The 17,010-nt window shown below is 33.0% G+C and carries 31 protein-coding genes and 1 pseudogene; 29 read left to right on the top strand and 3 right to left on the bottom strand.

Annotated features, from left to right (window positions below):
• The 3 genes and pseudogenes from DRF61_RS19570 to DRF61_RS23160 form a co-directional block, all read left to right on the top strand.
• Window positions 1-922 (top strand): hypothetical protein (locus tag DRF61_RS19570; protein WP_238601924.1); only part of this gene is annotated, 922 nt, incomplete at its 5' end.
• On the top strand, window positions 900-1,562 hold the full coding sequence (locus DRF61_RS19565; RefSeq protein ID WP_111960203.1) for a hypothetical protein: 663 nt from the start codon (window positions 900-902) through the stop codon (window positions 1,560-1,562). The genes DRF61_RS19570 and DRF61_RS19565, both read left to right, overlap by 23 nt.
• A gap of 137 nt (window positions 1,563-1,699) precedes the next feature.
• A pseudogene (locus tag DRF61_RS23160) lies at window positions 1,700-2,347 on the top strand (IS1 family transposase).
• 333 nt (window positions 2,348-2,680) lie between these two features.
• Here DRF61_RS23160 and DRF61_RS19555 read toward each other — a convergent pair.
• Genes DRF61_RS19555 through DRF61_RS19545 form a run of 3 tightly spaced genes read right to left on the bottom strand, consistent with a single transcriptional unit; the run spans window position 2,681 to window position 4,144 of the window.
• Window positions 2,681-2,944 carry a hypothetical protein gene (locus DRF61_RS19555; protein WP_111960201.1) on the bottom strand — a complete coding sequence of 88 codons (264 nt, stop codon included), beginning with the start codon at window positions 2,942-2,944 and terminating at the stop codon, window positions 2,681-2,683.
• Between the two features lie 27 nt (window positions 2,945-2,971).
• A complete protein-coding gene (locus DRF61_RS19550) occupies window positions 2,972-3,430 on the bottom strand; it encodes a hypothetical protein (RefSeq protein ID WP_111960199.1) in 459 nt (152 codons plus the stop codon).
• 12 nt (window positions 3,431-3,442) lie between these two features.
• Entirely contained in the window at window positions 3,443-4,144 is a 702-nt protein-coding gene (locus tag DRF61_RS19545) for a S24 family peptidase (protein ID WP_111960197.1), read from the bottom strand.
• A gap of 121 nt (window positions 4,145-4,265) precedes the next feature.
• Between DRF61_RS19545 and DRF61_RS19540 the strand changes: the two genes are divergently transcribed.
• The 26 genes from DRF61_RS19540 (at window position 4,266) to DRF61_RS19425 (ending at window position 17,010) form a co-directional block, all read left to right on the top strand.
• On the top strand, window positions 4,266-4,523 hold the full coding sequence (locus tag DRF61_RS19540) for a hypothetical protein (RefSeq protein ID WP_111960195.1): 258 nt from the start codon (window positions 4,266-4,268) through the stop codon (window positions 4,521-4,523).
• Window positions 4,520-4,720 carry a hypothetical protein gene (locus DRF61_RS19535; RefSeq protein WP_111960193.1) on the top strand — a complete coding sequence of 67 codons (201 nt, stop codon included), beginning with the start codon at window positions 4,520-4,522 and terminating at the stop codon, window positions 4,718-4,720. The genes DRF61_RS19540 and DRF61_RS19535 overlap by 4 nt, the downstream gene beginning before the upstream one ends.
• 57 nt (window positions 4,721-4,777) lie before the next feature.
• Window positions 4,778-5,128: a hypothetical protein gene (locus DRF61_RS19530; protein ID WP_111960191.1), complete on the top strand. Its 351-nt coding sequence runs from the start codon at window positions 4,778-4,780 to the stop codon at window positions 5,126-5,128.
• Between the two features lie 4 nt (window positions 5,129-5,132).
• The gene (locus DRF61_RS19525) at window positions 5,133-5,447 is read left to right on the top strand and encodes a hypothetical protein (RefSeq protein WP_111960189.1); all 315 of its coding nucleotides are present in this window, start codon (window positions 5,133-5,135) and stop codon (window positions 5,445-5,447) included.
• Window positions 5,448-5,450: 3 nt separating this feature from the next.
• On the top strand, window positions 5,451-6,119 hold the full coding sequence (locus DRF61_RS19520) for an ERF family protein (protein WP_111960187.1): 669 nt from the start codon (window positions 5,451-5,453) through the stop codon (window positions 6,117-6,119).
• A 1-nt stretch (window position 6,120) separates the two neighbouring features.
• Entirely contained in the window at window positions 6,121-7,143 is a 1,023-nt protein-coding gene (locus DRF61_RS19515; protein ID WP_111960185.1) for a PD-(D/E)XK nuclease-like domain-containing protein, read from the top strand.
• A 2-nt stretch (window positions 7,144-7,145) separates the two neighbouring features.
• The gene (locus tag DRF61_RS19510; protein WP_111960183.1) at window positions 7,146-7,616 is read left to right on the top strand and encodes a hypothetical protein; all 471 of its coding nucleotides are present in this window, start codon (window positions 7,146-7,148) and stop codon (window positions 7,614-7,616) included.
• The gene (locus tag DRF61_RS19505; RefSeq protein ID WP_111960181.1) at window positions 7,613-7,927 is read left to right on the top strand and encodes a hypothetical protein; all 315 of its coding nucleotides are present in this window, start codon (window positions 7,613-7,615) and stop codon (window positions 7,925-7,927) included. The genes DRF61_RS19510 and DRF61_RS19505 overlap by 4 nt, the downstream gene beginning before the upstream one ends.
• A 13-nt stretch (window positions 7,928-7,940) precedes the next feature.
• Window positions 7,941-8,081, top strand: coding sequence for a hypothetical protein (locus DRF61_RS22730; protein WP_157963412.1), 141 nt, complete (start codon window positions 7,941-7,943; stop codon window positions 8,079-8,081).
• Window position 8,082: 1 nt separating this feature from the next.
• Window positions 8,083-8,508, top strand: coding sequence for a hypothetical protein (locus DRF61_RS19500; protein ID WP_111960179.1), 426 nt, complete (start codon window positions 8,083-8,085; stop codon window positions 8,506-8,508).
• A gap of 25 nt (window positions 8,509-8,533) precedes the next feature.
• Window positions 8,534-8,770 carry a hypothetical protein gene (locus DRF61_RS19495; protein ID WP_111960177.1) on the top strand — a complete coding sequence of 79 codons (237 nt, stop codon included), beginning with the start codon at window positions 8,534-8,536 and terminating at the stop codon, window positions 8,768-8,770.
• A 2-nt stretch (window positions 8,771-8,772) separates the two neighbouring features.
• Window positions 8,773-8,937: a hypothetical protein gene (locus tag DRF61_RS22725; RefSeq protein ID WP_157963411.1), complete on the top strand. Its 165-nt coding sequence runs from the start codon at window positions 8,773-8,775 to the stop codon at window positions 8,935-8,937.
• A 15-nt stretch (window positions 8,938-8,952) separates the two neighbouring features.
• On the top strand, window positions 8,953-9,282 hold the full coding sequence (locus DRF61_RS22940) for a phiTE_072 family protein (RefSeq protein ID WP_228452738.1): 330 nt from the start codon (window positions 8,953-8,955) through the stop codon (window positions 9,280-9,282).
• Window positions 9,282-10,292 carry a nucleoid-associated protein gene (locus DRF61_RS19485; RefSeq protein WP_111960175.1) on the top strand — a complete coding sequence of 337 codons (1,011 nt, stop codon included), beginning with the start codon at window positions 9,282-9,284 and terminating at the stop codon, window positions 10,290-10,292. Before DRF61_RS22940 ends, DRF61_RS19485 begins: the two co-directional genes overlap by 1 nt.
• A gap of 2 nt (window positions 10,293-10,294) precedes the next feature.
• Window positions 10,295-10,726: a hypothetical protein gene (locus DRF61_RS19480; RefSeq protein ID WP_111960173.1), complete on the top strand. Its 432-nt coding sequence runs from the start codon at window positions 10,295-10,297 to the stop codon at window positions 10,724-10,726.
• A 78-nt stretch (window positions 10,727-10,804) separates the two neighbouring features.
• The gene (locus DRF61_RS19475; RefSeq protein WP_111960171.1) at window positions 10,805-11,767 is read left to right on the top strand and encodes a hypothetical protein; all 963 of its coding nucleotides are present in this window, start codon (window positions 10,805-10,807) and stop codon (window positions 11,765-11,767) included.
• On the top strand, window positions 11,748-12,494 hold the full coding sequence (locus tag DRF61_RS19470; protein WP_111960169.1) for a hypothetical protein: 747 nt from the start codon (window positions 11,748-11,750) through the stop codon (window positions 12,492-12,494). Before DRF61_RS19475 ends, DRF61_RS19470 begins: the two co-directional genes overlap by 20 nt.
• 81 nt (window positions 12,495-12,575) lie before the next feature.
• Window positions 12,576-13,013, top strand: a complete 438-nt coding sequence (locus tag DRF61_RS19465) for a RusA family crossover junction endodeoxyribonuclease (protein ID WP_111960167.1) — start codon at window positions 12,576-12,578, stop codon at window positions 13,011-13,013.
• An 11-nt stretch (window positions 13,014-13,024) separates the two neighbouring features.
• Window positions 13,025-13,735, top strand: a complete 711-nt coding sequence (locus DRF61_RS19460; RefSeq protein WP_111960165.1) for a DUF2786 domain-containing protein — start codon at window positions 13,025-13,027, stop codon at window positions 13,733-13,735.
• Window positions 13,736-13,775: 40 nt separating this feature from the next.
• Window positions 13,776-14,096, top strand: coding sequence for a nucleoside triphosphate pyrophosphohydrolase family protein (locus tag DRF61_RS19455; RefSeq protein WP_111960163.1), 321 nt, complete (start codon window positions 13,776-13,778; stop codon window positions 14,094-14,096).
• Between the two features lies 1 nt (window position 14,097).
• Window positions 14,098-14,406: a hypothetical protein gene (locus tag DRF61_RS19450; protein ID WP_111960161.1), complete on the top strand. Its 309-nt coding sequence runs from the start codon at window positions 14,098-14,100 to the stop codon at window positions 14,404-14,406.
• A gap of 65 nt (window positions 14,407-14,471) precedes the next feature.
• Entirely contained in the window at window positions 14,472-14,861 is a 390-nt protein-coding gene (locus tag DRF61_RS19445; RefSeq protein WP_111960159.1) for a hypothetical protein, read from the top strand.
• 7 nt (window positions 14,862-14,868) lie between these two features.
• The gene (locus DRF61_RS19440; protein ID WP_111960157.1) at window positions 14,869-15,366 is read left to right on the top strand and encodes a hypothetical protein; all 498 of its coding nucleotides are present in this window, start codon (window positions 14,869-14,871) and stop codon (window positions 15,364-15,366) included.
• Entirely contained in the window at window positions 15,363-15,809 is a 447-nt protein-coding gene (locus DRF61_RS19435) for a hypothetical protein (protein ID WP_111960155.1), read from the top strand. Before DRF61_RS19440 ends, DRF61_RS19435 begins: the two co-directional genes overlap by 4 nt.
• A gap of 109 nt (window positions 15,810-15,918) precedes the next feature.
• Window positions 15,919-16,437, top strand: a complete 519-nt coding sequence (locus DRF61_RS19430) for a terminase small subunit (protein WP_111960153.1) — start codon at window positions 15,919-15,921, stop codon at window positions 16,435-16,437.
• A 15-nt stretch (window positions 16,438-16,452) separates the two neighbouring features.
• Complete coding sequence (locus DRF61_RS19425; RefSeq protein ID WP_111960151.1) at window positions 16,453-17,010, top strand: exonuclease domain-containing protein; 558 nt, start codon at window positions 16,453-16,455, stop codon at window positions 17,008-17,010.

The following is a 17,010-nucleotide window of genomic DNA, read 5'->3' as shown; positions in this document are numbered from 1 at the left end:
TGAACAAATGAGAAGATATTCGCCTTATAATTTTGCATTTAATAACCCTGTAAGCTTTATAGATCCTGATGGAATGGCTCCAAGACAATTTGCAATGGCAGGCGATGGATTCGGTAATGTGGATGTAAGTTCTGGCTGGACCAATCCAAACTGGCTGGGATTAGGGAATGGTGATAGTTATGGTAGCAGCTATGGTTTTGGTTCTTTATTTTCTGGCGGTGGAGGTAGTAGTCCTGCGGCCAATATCATCCTTAATTTTATAAGAGGAGATAAAGAAGGTCTTGGTAACTTTGTAAATAAGGACTTTGAAGAAAACGGATGGCATGTTATTGATGCTTTAAGTTTAAAGGATGCTTTAACTAAACTGACATTATATTTGGGAGATAGCCAAGCCGATAATATTTTTATCAATGCACATGGTTATGAGAGCCAACGTTATCTTTTTGATGAAAATGGAGAAGTACTTCGTAATTCAAGTACAGATACATACATAATGGCAGGTGATAATGGTTTCCATACAGATAATGATGGAATTTTAGGAAGTCACATCCAGCAATATATTTCTGACAAAAGTAAACTTTCAGCAGATAAAATAAGCAGTATAGACAGCTTTATTGGCATTGCCAAATATGTAAAAGAGGGTAAAAATCTGATTATGGGATCTTGTAATTCTGCAAGATATGATGATCTTTTTGGAAATGGAATATCTTCAATTGTGAAATCCATAGATATTTTCGTAAACAGAGACTATTCAAGTGTATGGACTAATGATAGAAAAGTAAAGTTTCAAGACTTTACTGGCTATAATCAAACTTCCCATAAAAATTATATTAATGGGTGGGTCAGGTATAGAGATGAAGCAGCTGCTCAACAGAATTTTAATATAATAATGACAAAATATGGAGTTAAAACAATTAAATAAAATAGGAATTTTACTAGCCTTAGTTAGTAGCATCAGCATATTTTCGCAAATGAAAATGGCAGATATAGAGGATAAAGATTTTTCAGTTAATTCAAAAACAGAAAAAAGGAATCTTATAAAAATATTTGATGACCGTAATTATAGTGTTTATTATATATTAGATAGAAGAGATTTTGATTTAAAAAAAGGATTAGGAACTAATGGTATAGCAAAAGTTATCTTCTTTTCTAAAAATTATAATAAGGGCATACTCGTTAATTTTAAACAGATGATATATCATGCTAAAACAAATATCTATGATATTAGTTTGCATACTGGCTCTTATGATAAATATATGTTTAAGCCATCGATGATCGTAGTAGATAAAGATTTTAATTACGAATATTTAATGATGTATCATTACATGCCCCCCCCTCCACCTGAAAATGGTGCTTATAAGTCATGGATTACAATACAGGATAATAAAAATCGATGTAATGTAAAACACATTGATCTAAAAGGCAATGCTATTTATGAAAATATTGATGACATTTTGAATAATATTTCTAAAATAGGTAAAGACAAAAAAGCACAAGATTGTGAACCTGTAGTTTACGAAATGGATCTTAGAGATTATTTTCCAAAGAAAATAATTAAATAGGGTAATGTGGTAATGTTTCAAAAATGTTGGTTTTCTTTATTAATCGAACTTAACGAAAAATAATAAGTAATAATTTTATATAATAGAGTGATCGTTTGGTCACTCTATTTGTTTTTTAATAGAAAATTGGAGTCCTTATGCAGGTAAAAGTTTACTCATGTGTCAAATGTGTTGGTGATGATTTTATAAAATATGGCAAAACTAATTATGGAAAACAACGCTACCAATGTAAATTGTGCAAAGCCATAAGTGTTTTACAATAAAAAGGACATCAATACAAAGGTTATTTAGCTAACTAAAGAAGGCATGGATAAGAAGTATTGCGAGGATATTAAAATTTCAACAACTACTTTACATAAAAGAATTGTTGCAATTGCCAATAGTATTAGTGAACCTCTAATTCCATATTATCAAACCTATGAATTAGATGAGATGAGAGTTTGCATCAGAAAAAAATCTAATGTAATGTGGCTGGTATATGCCATTAATAAAAGCACCAAAGAGATTGCCGGGTTTTATATTGGCAGGAGAAATAACAAAACGCTGAATGCTGTTATTAAAACTTTGATCAATTCCAAAACTAAAAAAATTTATACCGATAAACTCAGAAATTATCAATATTTGATTCCAAAGGAAATTCATAGCACAAAAAAAATACGGAATCAACGGAATAGAAAGGAAAAACCTTAGTATCAGAACCCATTTAAAAAGATTAAACAGAAAAAACAATTTGCTTCAGCAGAAGTGCAGTTATTCTAAACGCCATTTTGAAAATATATTTTTAGAGCGACAGTTAGAATATAAGAGTGAATTTTTTTCCTTGTCTTGTATAACAGATGGGAAAATTGGAACTAAAATTTATGTTGTTGGGAAAATGTTGGGAAAGACGACAAATAAAAAACCGTAATACTTTTTATTATAGAGTATTACGGTTTATTGTTGTGGTCCCACCTGGGCTCGAACCAGGGACCACCTGATTATGAGGGAATACCCCTATTGCTTTTAGATATACTTACATTTGATTATCAACGTTTTACAATTTTTACAATTCTATTTTTATGTTGTATTTTTATTATAATGTTACCGTTGATGTTACCGTAAAAAATCTTCTAATTCCTTTATTTACGGTACATATCCGATTCAAGACCGAAAATATAATTTGAGTTTATATTAAAATGATCACAGAACAATCTTATATGCTCTGCAGTAAAATGAACACCCCTTTTGTATTTTTCCTGCTTATCAATCCTATTCACCCAGGAAGTGTCAACATTCATGACATCATATGCTACAATTTTAAAGGGAATTTCCCCGGATTCTTTAAGCATGTCAATAGCTTTTATCATATTAATATCTGATATATATGGTTTGTTTGTATCCATCAAATAACTTTAAAATTATACTTTCTACTATTTTTCAAAATCTTTAATAATATTCCCTTCATCATCCAGTGTAACCATAGAACTATTATCTTTTTTTGCTCCATAACTATTTTGCCCGGAGAAGAAAACGTTTGTAAACCATTCATTTTTATTCCTTCTCAAAACAATTGCATTGGGAATATAAGTTGAGGGTGATTTTAAATTATATTTTGCATTTTCTGATATAACATCTATAACCTTGTTCAATTTGGTCAAATCGAATTGCGAAAGATCTGGATCCCCAAATAAATCCACCTTTACAGTAGAAAAATTATTTTCACCGTTTCTCAACTGGATATATTTAGTTACATGATTAGTAAATTTTACAATTTGCTTATTTGTAGTATCATAATTTAAATCTGATTTTTCAAAATAATATTTAACTTCATTAGTTTGGCTATATACTAATGAAGAAATAAAAATTAATGCTGCGTAAATTTTTTTCATTTTTTGAAGTTTTTAATTTTTTATATCTGGTATTGGTGGTCTTAGAGAGACGATTTTTCTATATAAGAAAATCTCAATGATATCTTCCATGTAAATTTTGTAATCCTTAAAATCAGGATTATAAGAATGACAAACAATAAATCCATCATCAAGATTATGTTCAATTATTTGCTTTAAAGCTTTCCCGTCTTTAGCATTTATTACAAACAAATTATTTCTGATTGGCATCTTATCACCGTTATTTAAATAATACTTTTTAATCAGTATTTCGGTTCCGTCTGGAATACTGTATTTGCTTCCATCATCCATGGAATCACCATCAACCCTTGTAACGAGATATTCACCATTGTCAAATTCTTTTGGAACTAATCTTTTCTTTGATTCTGGTAGTTCATCAACATTATTACCACCAAGTTCACCCGCTGCAACTGATAGGTCAACGTATTCTACCATCATATAATTTTCAAATGGTATTGGTGTTACTGAATCTACGCGCTTTATATCATTATCAATCTGGTCCTTCCAGTTTGCATAGTCTGGGAAACATGTTTGCACATTCTTTATAAACTTATCAGTTAATGGTTTTGAAAGTAGCCTTGAAAATGATGTTTTATTTTTATAGCCAAGTACTTGACCAAATTCTTGTTGGTTCGCAACCCTCCCATTATTAATAAGATAAGATATATATGATTTCAATTTTTGGTTTTCATTCATTCTAAAAAATTTTATAATTGATTTTCAATTAGTTAAACAATCAAATGTAAATTTGTTTACAATATGTTTGCTAGATAATGCAAACTTGTTTACATTTGCTATATCAAAATGATAATTCAAAATGAAAGAGCAAGCAAATATAACAATTCCAACAAAAATCAAGCATACGGTTTACCGTAAAATCCGAGAAGATTATGATTTGAGATTAAAAATTGCTGCCGATACAGGGAAAAGAGAATCAGCAATTTATTTAAATGCTTATAGAGATTCAGAAAAGATTGAAAACATTTTCATCATCCAATCATTTCAAAGACACACAGGCTGGACCGATGGAGAAATTTATGAAAAAGATGTTCAAGAAATAATTGATGCGATATGAATGTAACAATTAGCGAAGAAACAGCGAAAGGAATTATTTCCCGTTGCGAAAAAATAGAATCATGGACTGCCTCTGTTAAAGCAGAAATGAACGCTGTTCTGGGTGGCGTGGGAACCGCCCAGGATCAGCAAAAAAAATCTAAAGCTATAAGCAAAGCAGATAAGATACAGGAATTAAAAATGAAATTCCACAAATAAAAAAGCCACCCGCGGGAACGGATGGCAAAAAGTTCAACCGATTAAAGTCAAACAAAAATGTTAGAAACAAAATTACAAAAAACAATCTTAGGAAACCAAATTTTAAAATTCCAATTCTATAAAATGGAATCTTTTAAAAATGGAAAGAGAAAGCAGATTACTAAAGGTTTTATCTGGTTTTCAAACGGAATGAGTATCAGAATTGAAGGTTCAAAGTTCCTGATAGTGCTAAAAGATAGAAAAACATTTGGCTATTTAGGAAGTTCGATGAAAGCTTACAAAAAAATCAAAAGAATGCTTGCCAATTGGTTCAGACCATATAAAAATCATAGAATTTTCAAGTATGGTGATGGCTACTTAACAAGAAAATATCCAAACAGAGAATTTTTATTAACTGCAAAAATATAAGATCATGAAAAATAGAATTTTAGAAGTTCAGAATTACTTCATCAACAAGATTACTGCTTGTGAATTTACAGTAAAAGAAATCATTGCTGGTAGTGATTGGACTAGAATAAAAGTAGATGTTGAAGGTTATAGTTTTAATCTCTCAATCAATCCCGCACTGACATTGATATGCGTTCATGACGATTCTTTTATGGTCTTAGAAATTCCTAATGACAGACTTTCAAACATCTTACAATTGATCAAAAGCAAAGAGCAAGAAGCAAAAAAGCAGAAAATCGAAAAATTAAAAGCTGAATTGGAAAAACTACAAACTGCATAACCCATGGAAAAGTCAACTAATCCAAAACTATATAAAGCAATCATCAATGTGATGAAATCAGTCAAAAACATTGATAAATCGCTAGATGTTGGCACCGGAAACACTGCCTATAAGGGTGTTGCTGATAAAGATGTGAAGTCCATAATTGGCAAAGCTATGGAAGATAATGGACTTGCAATTCTGCCAATTTCCATTTCTCCAAATGTAAGAATTGAAAGATGGGAAGAAACAACACATTATCAAGGTAAGCCACAAACTAAAATGAAACAATCCGTTTTCACTGAAGTAAGTACAAAATATTTATTGATCCATGAATCCGGCGAATGCATTGAAATTGAAGGTTACGGGCACGGGGTTGATTCACAGGATAAATCTGCAGGAAAGGCCACCACATATGCTTTAAAATATGCGCTTTTATATACGTTCATGGTACCAACAGGAACCATTGACGATGCTGACAATAAGCATTCTGACAACTTAGAAACCCCACCGGTAACCCCGGTAAACAAAACAACACCCCCACCTCTTAAAATACTAAAAGTAGGATCAAAAGCATGGCAGGGCTTGATTGAAAAAACCGGAAAGGGTGAAACAGTCACCAGGGAAGAATTGCGCAAATTCTTTGACCTGAAGGAAGTAGAACAAGACCTTGAATCATTAAATATTTTTTAACATGGGAGCATCTAAAAATACAGCAATAGGACAACAGGAGCAAGAATCTTATGTTGATCCAGAAATTAAATTCTTTGATTGTCATTATCCGGATAAAAGATCAGAAAGAGAGATTTTAATTGATAAACTTATCAATAGAGACATTTCCATGTCTTATTCTAAACTTAAAAATTTAACAAGCCCTATAAACTTCATGAACGCTTTACTTCAGCCAAAGAAGAAAAATGCAGGGATGAACTTTGGAAGTTTGGTTGACTGCCTTGTTTTAGAAGATCACAAGTTTCATGAAAAATTTATTGTGTTAGCAAAAGGACCGTCCAAAGGCAATCAAGAAAATATGGTGAATGAAATATTGAACGCTCATCCTTTTGACCTTCTGGATTTTGATAAAATTTTTGAGCAGGCATTTAAAAATAATTACAAAGTTGGTAAAATAGAATCTGTTGAGCATTTAAGGGACTATTGCAAAGCTTTGTTGAGTGGAAAAGATTGTGTTTCCCAGGATGAGTATGATCTTGCTGTTAAAATTTCTGATCACCTTAAAAATGCCCCGGATATCGCTGATGAACTTTGCGTTTGTGAAGAATTTCAGAAAAAGATCAGATTTGAATTCATGGGCTGGCAATTCGTTGCAATCCTTGACACCTGGGCCCCTACCCTTTTTCATGATATGAAGTATGTTTCTAACCTTAACCCGGACAAGTTCAAGTGGGAAATTGAAAAATATGACTATGAAATGCAGATTGGGGTTTATGCAAAAGGGCTTGAAATTCTGGGCCTTTCTACTAATCCAAAATTTAAATACATCCTGTATGATAGTGATTTCAATTATTCGGTTCCGGAAATCGAGGTTGGTTATATAGACTATTGCAAAAGGAAGTTTGAATATTTCGTTATGCGCCTTAATAAAATGGTTGATGAAAGAGCCTTTGACAGATCATATGATTATTTCAAAAGTAAGAATGTGATTTACAAATCACAGTGGGCACCCGGATTTGATTTATCAATCTTTAATACTGACTAGAAATGAAGACTGAAAAAATTGTTTTGAGCGTGGCAAAGTCTGGAACATGTTTCTTTCCTACCGATGTAGAAAGTGAGGATATAATAAAATCACTTCCAAATGGTGAAAACTTCAATATCATTTTAAATGCTGATAGAAATGCCAAAATGCATAAAGCATATTTTTCACTTCTTGGTTTTGTCTGGGAAAACCTCACTGAAAAATTTCAAAAAAGATGTCCTAAAAATCACTTTTACAAATTTCTGAAAGAAATGCAAGGAAGGTTTGAGGTAATAGGAATTTCCCATAAAACCGAAATAAAGGTGTACGAAAGTTTGAATTTTAACACTATGGGACAAAAACGATTTCATGAAGTTTTCAAAGAAGATGTAAGCTTCATCATCCATGACATTCTTCCGGCTTTAAACATGGAAGACTTTACTGAAATATTAATCACACAATACGAATTAACATTATTAAAATATCAATTATGAGCCAAAGTTATTTTGGAAGCATCGACTTCGACAAATTAATGACAGACCTTAAAGCAGGTCGTTTAAAGACCTACAGAACCGAATCTGGGAAAAGATTGGTTAACATCAATATCTATGTTAATGATAATCCGGATCAGTACGGAAACATTGCATCTGTATCAGTTCCATTGAAAGAGGAATTCCACACAGAAGAAAACGGGAAGAAGATCAACAAATTGTACATCGGAAATTTAAAGCCTTCTGAAAATTCAATCACTGAAGGTTCCGGACAAGATTTCCAGAACGATGATGATGACGATTTACCATTCTAAATAAAAGTTTCTTATGAAAGTCAATGACAATTATTTTTTGGGTAAGGATGCAGCAGGTTTTTTCCTCTGGAATAATAAAAAAATTGTCAGGCTTATTTCAAAAGACATTAAGGAAGTTTTTGTTGAATTGAAGTTAAAAACCAAAACAAAATAATATGCCAGATAGAATAATTCAAATAGTCATGGAGGATGGAAGTTCTTTTGACTATGAGGAAAAAAGTATTGACTATTTCAGAAAAAATAGTACTTCTGAAAGTGTAGCAAAAGACCGGTTTTACAACCAACATAGAAATTGGGAAAAAAGTGCCCTTTCTCACTTCGATTTAGACATTGAAGAATTTGCTAAAAAAGAATATGATCTGATTGATGCTGATGAGAAAAAAGATATTGAAGATTTTGATGATTCAGACATAATGGATGAAGCAGAATCCAGGGGCATCCTTCCAATCAGTGCAGAACTTGAAAATTCAAACATTCTAAATGATGGTTTTATTGATCGCTTCGTGAAGATCATTGACAGGGGGAATAACGTCGAAATAGAAAACACACTGGCTTTTCTTGAATTTAAATACAAAATATAACAATGCTTTTTAAACCCATTTTAAAATGAAAACATTCAAAGGACATCCAAGGGTAAGAGGTTTTTCCAAAGATGATAATGAATCAAGATATAAAATTCATCGAAAAATCAGATACAGGGAAATTGATTGTAAAATTTTCGCAAAGAGAAGAACAATAATAATTCCTATAGAAATGACAGAATTACATCCGCTTTTATCAGAACTCATTCAGGATTACGGATATAAAATTCAGACAGAAGCCTTTCAAAAAGACAATGTTTAAAGATGATTGGCGAGACAAAAACCCTTAACAAGGATGCGAAATTTGGAAAAAGTTTTTGGGCCAAAAAGGGTGAAAAAGTAAAAATAATAACGATAAGTGGTAATGCTGTAACCTGCGAAAAATCAAACGGTTACCGCTTCCCGTGTAATATCAAAGATTTAGAATAATTAAAATATAAATATATGGACGAAATAAAGTCAAAAAGCTACACTTTAAGAACGGAAAACGATTCTTGGTTAGGTCAAATAGTGCTTACATCAGACGGGATGTTCGCGAGTGTTACGGATTATGGAAACTTATCTTTCGGTTGGAGACACACCGGATATGATGACTTCAGGCAATTCATTTTAAGCCTAAATGTTGAATATTTTGGTGGAAAAATGTATCAAGGTAACACTTACATCCTGTATTCAAAAAAGTGTGAAAATGCGTGTATGAGATTCGCTCAAAAAATTCTTCCGGCGCTTCAAGAAGCTTTAAAAGAAGACATAATTAACAATCCAAAATTTTAATAAAAATGAAAATAATAGCACACAGAGTTGGTAATAAGATCAACGGTGAATCTTTAAGTATTTCCCAGGATGAAATGCAGCTAAATGAAGAAATGACTGAATTACTTCAGGACTATTTTTTAGGATCCTTTAAATCAGAAGAAACCTTCCAATTTTACAGTGATTCATACCTTGTAAATAACCCAGTTTACAATTCCGTTTCCGAAATTTTTGAAGACAAATCAAAGTTCCTTTGGGAATCAGAGGTCCTTGCAAAATATCTTTATGAATCTGCAGAAAATCCAAGAGTTCAGGGTGGTGAATTGTTCATTGTTTTATTTGAAGGTGATGAAAGCCCGGAAAGTGTTGATAAGATTGGGATTTTCAAAACTGAAAAAAGACAATCATTCCTAAAGTTTTCGTTCCTGAATGACAATTTGGAAGTTGAAAAAGATCAAGGGATCAGCCTTGCAAAAATTGATAAAGCTGCCTTAATCTATAACACCAACAAAGAAACCGGATTTGTTCTTTCAGTTGTTGACAACAATAAGAGCGGTGACATGTATTATTGGTTTGAAGATTTCCTACATGTTAAGCAACGTGATGATGAATATTTCCACACACAGGAATCTTTAATGATCTACAAGGATTATATCACAAAGCAGCTTCCCCAGGAATTTGAAGTTACAAAAGTTGACCAGGTTAATTTTCTGAACAAATCCCTGAATTTCTTCAAAGAAAAAGATCAGTTTACCTTAAAAGAATTTACAGATGAGGTTTTACAGGACCAGGCAGTTATTGAAAGTTTTGAAAGCTTTAAGACTGATTATGAACAGGACATGCAAGTTAATGTCGCCGAGGAATTTAAAATTAATCCTACTGCAGTAAAAAAGATGCAGAAACACTTCAAAGGCATCATAAAGCTTGATAAAAACTTCCACATCTACATTCACGGTGACCGGAATAAGTTGGAGCAAGGGCAAGACGACAAAGGGAAATTCTACCAACTGTATTTTGACAAAGAACAATAATCATGAAAACACTTTTTGAAACCACTATAAATAAAAAAGACACCTGTTTGTCTTACGCCTTAAAAAGGACCGGAACCCAAACTTCAGTTGAATTTGTTGAAGGTCTTGAATATGAATTTGACATTATCCCGGTGAAGGAAACAAAACTTGAAGTCGGTGACATCATTGCATGGGAGAAAAAAGAAAAATTCATGATGTGTGCAACCCGTATCATGGCACCAAGGAAAGACAATGTTTCTGAAATGAAGTTTGAAGAAGTAGACACCCGGTTCCATATCGGGGTTATTGAAAACAAATGTATGATTTCAGACTTGACCCGGACCACCAATGAATATATGGTCCCTTCTATCCGGAAACGGAATATTAGTCTGGTTCCTACAGATAGTCAAAAAGAATGCCCCTTCCCAGATTTTGTAATCAGAAAAAAAACATAACCAAATGTTAATCCCACACCTCATTATTAGGATTTTCATTCCTAAAAACAATAGAATATTAAAAACTCATTGGTAATAATGAACTACATCAAAGAAATAAATTCGTTTTACGATTGGCTTGAAACAAATTCCGTTTCAGATTCTGTAATTACTTTATGGCATGGTTTAATGCACATAAATAATAAAACGGGATGGAAATTAGAATTTACCGTAGCTATATCAACCTTACAGGTCAAAACGGGTTTAAGTTCTGCATCCATTAAAAGAGCAAGGAATGTTCTATCTCAATTAGGGCGAATAAAATGGAAACAGAGAAACGGAAATCTATCCTCTGTATATGAAATAATTCCTTTTGCGGATCACAGTGAGCTACAAAACGAACCACAAACCGTACCACAGTCCGTACCGCAAACCGTACCACAGTCCGTACCCATTAATAAACTAAACGAAACTAAACAAAACAGTATTCTTTTAAAAAAAGAATCAAAAGGAGAAATTCCAAAAAATGAAAATTCTGAAGAGTTATCCCAGGAAGAAAATTCTGATCCACTAAACACCGGTTCTGAAGAAAAAGAAAAAAGTTCCGCAAAAAAAGAAAAGGAAATTATTGATCACTTTCATGAAAACTGTAATAGGCTTCCAAAAGTTCAAATCATAAACCAGCAAAGAAAAAAATCTATAAATGCCAGGATTAATGATTATGGAATTGAAAAAGTTAAAGAGGTTATTGAGATTGCCGGAAAATCAAATTTCCTATCAGGAGAAAACAAAGCAGCTTGGAGTGCTGATTTTGACTGGATAATGAAGCCTACCAACTTTGTAAAGGTTCTGGAAGGAAATTATAATAACAAAGAACAAAACAATGGAAATAATCAAAGCACAAACAACGGATTTAGCAATCAGGCCGGAAATTCCAAAGGAAGTTCTCAGGTATCCGGGAAAACTTCCTTTAATCAAATACTTGCCCGAAAACTTGCTGAGCAAAATACCGCCGATAGTGAAAGCGGAAATATCACAATCGATGTTGAAGTGGTCAAGTGAAAAAGATGTCAATGAATTTTGTGCGGAAATCTGCAGTCGTTTTAATCCTAAATACGTTGGAAATCAACAAGAAAAAGATGCTTTAGCGGAATTGGATTTTGCAACTGCTTACAGTTTTGCAAAAAATTGTGAACTAACAGCAGAAGAATTTTTTTTAGCGTTTAATCTTGCAGCAGAAGGAAGATTGAAATATGAAGAAGACAAGGATGGAAATGCAGAACCGATAAAATTATTTCGTGAAATTGATGCTATTAAATTAAATGAGGTAAAATCTGCATATATCCGATACAAATCCTTAGATAAAAAATACGAAAACGGAAAAGCAGAAATCAAGGCATTTCTTGAACCGCCAATTGTAGAACCTACACCAGAAGAAAAAAAAGCTGCAAGAAATAAATTTTATACAGCAGAATACAGAAGGTTACAATTGGAAGGGAATGTTTTAGGAACAATTGTTTTCTATGACCTGATAAAAAAAAGAGGTCTTAAAACAGTTAAAGTTGAATTTATTGAAGCGGTCCTATCCACATTCATACCTGAAAAAATAGAAAATATTGCACGGAAAGAAGAACCGGAAAAGATCAGAGTTCCAAAAATTCAGAAGAATGATCCCCTTACGTATTTCAAAGACTGCATTGTCAAAGCATACATTGAAAAGGAAGAACTTAAAGAATTCACTGAAGAAGCCTGGATTGAGCATTGGGAAAAGCTTCACAACCAGGAATGATGATTTTCAAAGTTTCATTTCCATTTACCAAAAGAATAGAAGTGATAAATCAGCACTATACAATTTTAAACAAAAATTAAAATGACTTTAAAACTTGAAATATTAGGAATTCCCCAACCAAAACAATCTGCCAGGTTCAGGATCCAAAAAACAGCAAGGAAATCATTTGTCCGGTCCTATCAAAAAGTTGAGGTTATCCAAAACGAAAGGAACATTGCATTTGACGTGAAATCACAGCTTCCAAAAGGATTTATTCCCTTTAGAACTGCTTTAAGAGTGAAAGTAACATTTGTTTTCCCACCGCTAAAAGGCTGGTCCAAAAAGAAGCTTGAACAACTTGAAGCCGGAACAAAATTTTACAAGACCACAAAGCCGGATTTGACTGACAACCTTATGAAAGGGACAATGGATGCCATGAACGGGATTATTTTCACCGATGATGCTGTAATTGCCAAAGTCGAAAGTGAAAAAATATTTGGCAGCATTCCCAGAATAGAAATTGAATTTGAAACAATTTAAAAAATTATTATATGAGTAGAGAAAAAATTATTAAAAGGGTTAGGGCCCTTCTGGAAAAGAATCAGGAAAACGGAGCAACGGAAGCTGAAGCAATGGCAGCTTTACAGAAAGCCAATCAATTGATGCTTGAATACTATATTTCAGAAAACGACATTTCGGATCCGTACATTGGTGAAAAGTGTATTATGAAAGAAGTCCCGTTGATAAAATCCGGATATGATCTTGGAATATTTTACAACGACTTAACAAGGCTGTTTGATTGTGAATATTTCTACAACAGTAAAAGAATCGCCTTTTTTGGATTTGAAGAAGATACTGAACTTTGCGCCTATTTCTACAATCTTATTGTGAAAACCTGCCTGAAAGAAAAGGACCTTTATCTAAAATCATCTGAAGGCAAAGAAGCATTATTTTTCTATCATGGAAGAACCGTTTCATCATCTTTTATTAAAGGTTTCCTGATAAAGGTTTCCTATAAAATGGAAGAAATGTATAAAAATAAAGTCTCAAATCTTCCGGAGCAAACCGGCTTAATGGTTATCAGAAAAGAAGCGAAAGTCAAAGAACAATTTGATTCCATGAACTTGAAGATCAAAGCCACCAAAACAGATTTCACTTATACACAGATGGGTTTGAATGCCGGATTGCAAAAAGGTGAAGAGTTCCATTTAACCCAGGGGATCAAGCAACATCAACAGGATAACACCCTGCGCATAGATTAAGGGAAACCGCAAAAATATTAACGAATCAAAATATAATTTTATGGACTTAGAAAACAGACAAGAAGTTTATCAAATGGCAATTGATAAATGGGGACATGTAGCCCAAATGGAAATGCTTCAGGAGGAAGCAACGGAACTTGCACAATCTGCTTTAAAATTAGCACTATCAGCAAGAAAATTTATGAGAAAGGACACGGCGGAAACCTTTAAGAATTTAGCTTCAGAAATGGCAGATGTTGAAATAATGATTGAGCAAATGAAATTTATGTTTCCTTCCATTGATCCTATGGTTGAAGAACAAAAGAGGTACAAAGTAAACCGCCTAAAAAAAAGAGTTGAAAATAACACATTTACCGAATAGTATGACAACATTAGAAATTACCTTAACAGCAACTTCAGCTTTATTTTTCCTGCTGTATCTATGTACTTACATTAATTCAAGTGAAAAATCTTTATCCGGAATAAAATATCTTGAATTGATTGACAAGCAGGAACAATTTATCAACCAACTACGAAGGGATTATGACAGTCTTGCTTTGAAATTCTTCAACCTATTGTCTCGGAACAAGGAACAGGAAATGAAAGAAGCCATGGAAGAATTCATTCAATGTTGTTCTGAAGAAAGGGAGATTCAACACTACAAAGAATTGTTTCAAAAGGTTTTAAAATAAAATCTTTCGGAATTAAAATATGTAATATTGTTACATAAATTTGTAAATTTGTAATTATTCCCGCTATGGAAACACATAATATTTTAAAGATTGTTAGCCTTGAAATTATGCCCGGAACATTTGACGGGATATTCAAATGCTATGATGCTGTATTGAATTCAAAAATTGATTTTTATGCAGAAAATGGAATTACTGTTGCGACATACGCTATAACAACAACAGCAGGTGGGATAATGAGCCCAAACGATGCTGTTAAAAGGCTAATTCAATATTTCCTTTCTGGAAGATCTGAATTTGATTTTCAGGTACATCGCAATATAGAACTGACAGAAGCAACAATTTGTTGGAATAAAATCCACCACTTGAAGGTTGAACTTTCTGAGCCACTAAAGTCCGAATTTGAAAAAATCTTTGACGTTTCAAATTGGAATATCCCACAACAACAAATAAATTAAATATCAAATGGAAAATCTGGAATTAATGCCAATGACTGACTTTGTACTGATGCAAAGCGAAAAAATGTACACAAAAATTCAAGATAAAGTTGGAGAACCGAAATACACGGTTCTTCAATTTATCACCGAAACACCAAATTATGCTAAATTCTTAAAAAATGAAAACAAGGTTTGGATGTTTGTTCCGTCTGACTTAAATGGAAAACCCCTGGAAAAACCGGAAATGAGACAAGAAAGGGACAGTTTTGGTAAACTAGATGTTGATTTCGATGCTGAAGAATTACATCAGTACATCAAAGCAAAAGACAATTGTTTCTTCCTGGTAGATGATTATGAAATTGCTGATGATGTTGTTTTCCTGAATGACAGACAATTCATGATTTCTTTAGAAACCGGAAATCTTTTGTGGAAAACATCCACTTACAAAACGATTGAAGACATCGCAAATGATCCGGATATCAAATTCTACTTATCACCAAGGGCCTTAAAAAAGATTGGAATATGACAAAACAGGAAATAATACAAAAAGCTTATGGCAAGCATTGGGAAGCCGTAAAGGATTTCGTTAATATGGAGGATGGCAGCTGTTGTGGTGTAGAATATTCAGGATGGAAACAGATAAATAATCATCCGTCTTTAAACGAAATGGGAATTTACCAAGAGGATAATTTTGCAAAGACATGGTATGATCCACATCAAAATAAACATTTTTGGATACCCATTTCATTAGAAAATATTGAAAACAACAATGGCTGGATAAAGATTGAAAGTGAAGATAACTTGCCTACTGATACTAATGTAAATTACTTTTATTGCCAGATGGGAAATTTTTCAAATAGATCTACTTCAGCAATGGATTTGGCAGCATCATACAGATTCTATAAAGATTCAAATGCTGAATTAACTCACTACAAACCAGTAGAAAAGCCTAAACCACCAATTTACTAATTATGGAAATGCCAGTGCCTTGCCCGAAATGTGAAGAATGGAGTTGAAGGAAAAAATTAAATCATTGGGGTATAATTACGATGATTTGTAAAATTTATTAGAAAATTAAATGAAACTGACTGAAAAACAGATAAAATTTTGTGAAGAATACCTGATTGATCTAAATGCAACACAGGCTTGTATTCGTGCGGGTTACAGCGAAAAAACAGCAAGGCAAACCGGATCTGAAAACCTGTCAAAACCTGACATTCAAAATTACATATCAGAACTTCAGGAAAAAAAGTCTGAAGAACTTGACATCACCCAAACAATGATCCTTCAAGAACTCGTTAAGGTTGCATTTGGAGACGTTAAGAATTATTTTGATGATCTTGGCAGGCTGATCAACATTGCCGATCTAAAAAACGATGTTTCCGCTTCAATCAAATCCGTAACAGTTCAGTCCGAAAAGATTGAATTACGAGGGGAAACGCTTGTTGAATCATCAATCAAGAAGATAGAATCCTATGACAAATTAAAAGCCATTGACACCATAAACCGTATGTTAGGTTTTTATAGCAAGGATAACGCACAAAAGAAATCTGAAGCACAAGTTTCTATTTTTCAGTTACCAGATAATAAACGTTAAAAAAAATATATATAAATGGAAAAAATATTGATCATTGACATTGAAACAACAGGATTTCTTCAAGCAGGTGGAAAAATTGTTGAAGTCGGAATTGTAGAACTTGACCTTGCCAATGGTGAAAGAAAAATCATTTTCGATGAGGTTACACACGAAAAGGGAATCACTAAAGATGAGGTTGAAAATTCCTGGATTATAAAAAACTCTGATCTTACTGTTGAAGCTGTAAGAACTTCTAAATCATTGGATGTGCTGAAACCACAAATTCAAGAAATCTTGCATTCTTACCAACACGGATCCACAGCTTTCAATAATGTGTTTGACTTTGGATTCATGGAAAACCGGGGATTTGTCTTTCCTAAAAAATTGGCATGTCCCATGAAGATATCAACCAACATTTGTAAGATCCCGAAATCAGGCGGTTTTGGTTATAAATGGCCAAAGGTTGAAGAAGCCTTTGAATTCTTCTTTGGAAAGACCGGGTACATTGAATCGCACCGTGGGGCCGATGATGCATTTCACGAAGCTGCAATTGTGTATGAACTATTTAAAATGGGAAAATTTACAATTGAATGA

The sequence above is a fragment of the Chryseobacterium lathyri genome, assembly GCF_003290185.1.
Classification (GTDB): domain Bacteria; phylum Bacteroidota; class Bacteroidia; order Flavobacteriales; family Weeksellaceae; genus Chryseobacterium; species Chryseobacterium lathyri.
This window is presented reverse-complemented; position numbering and strand designations above follow the sequence as displayed.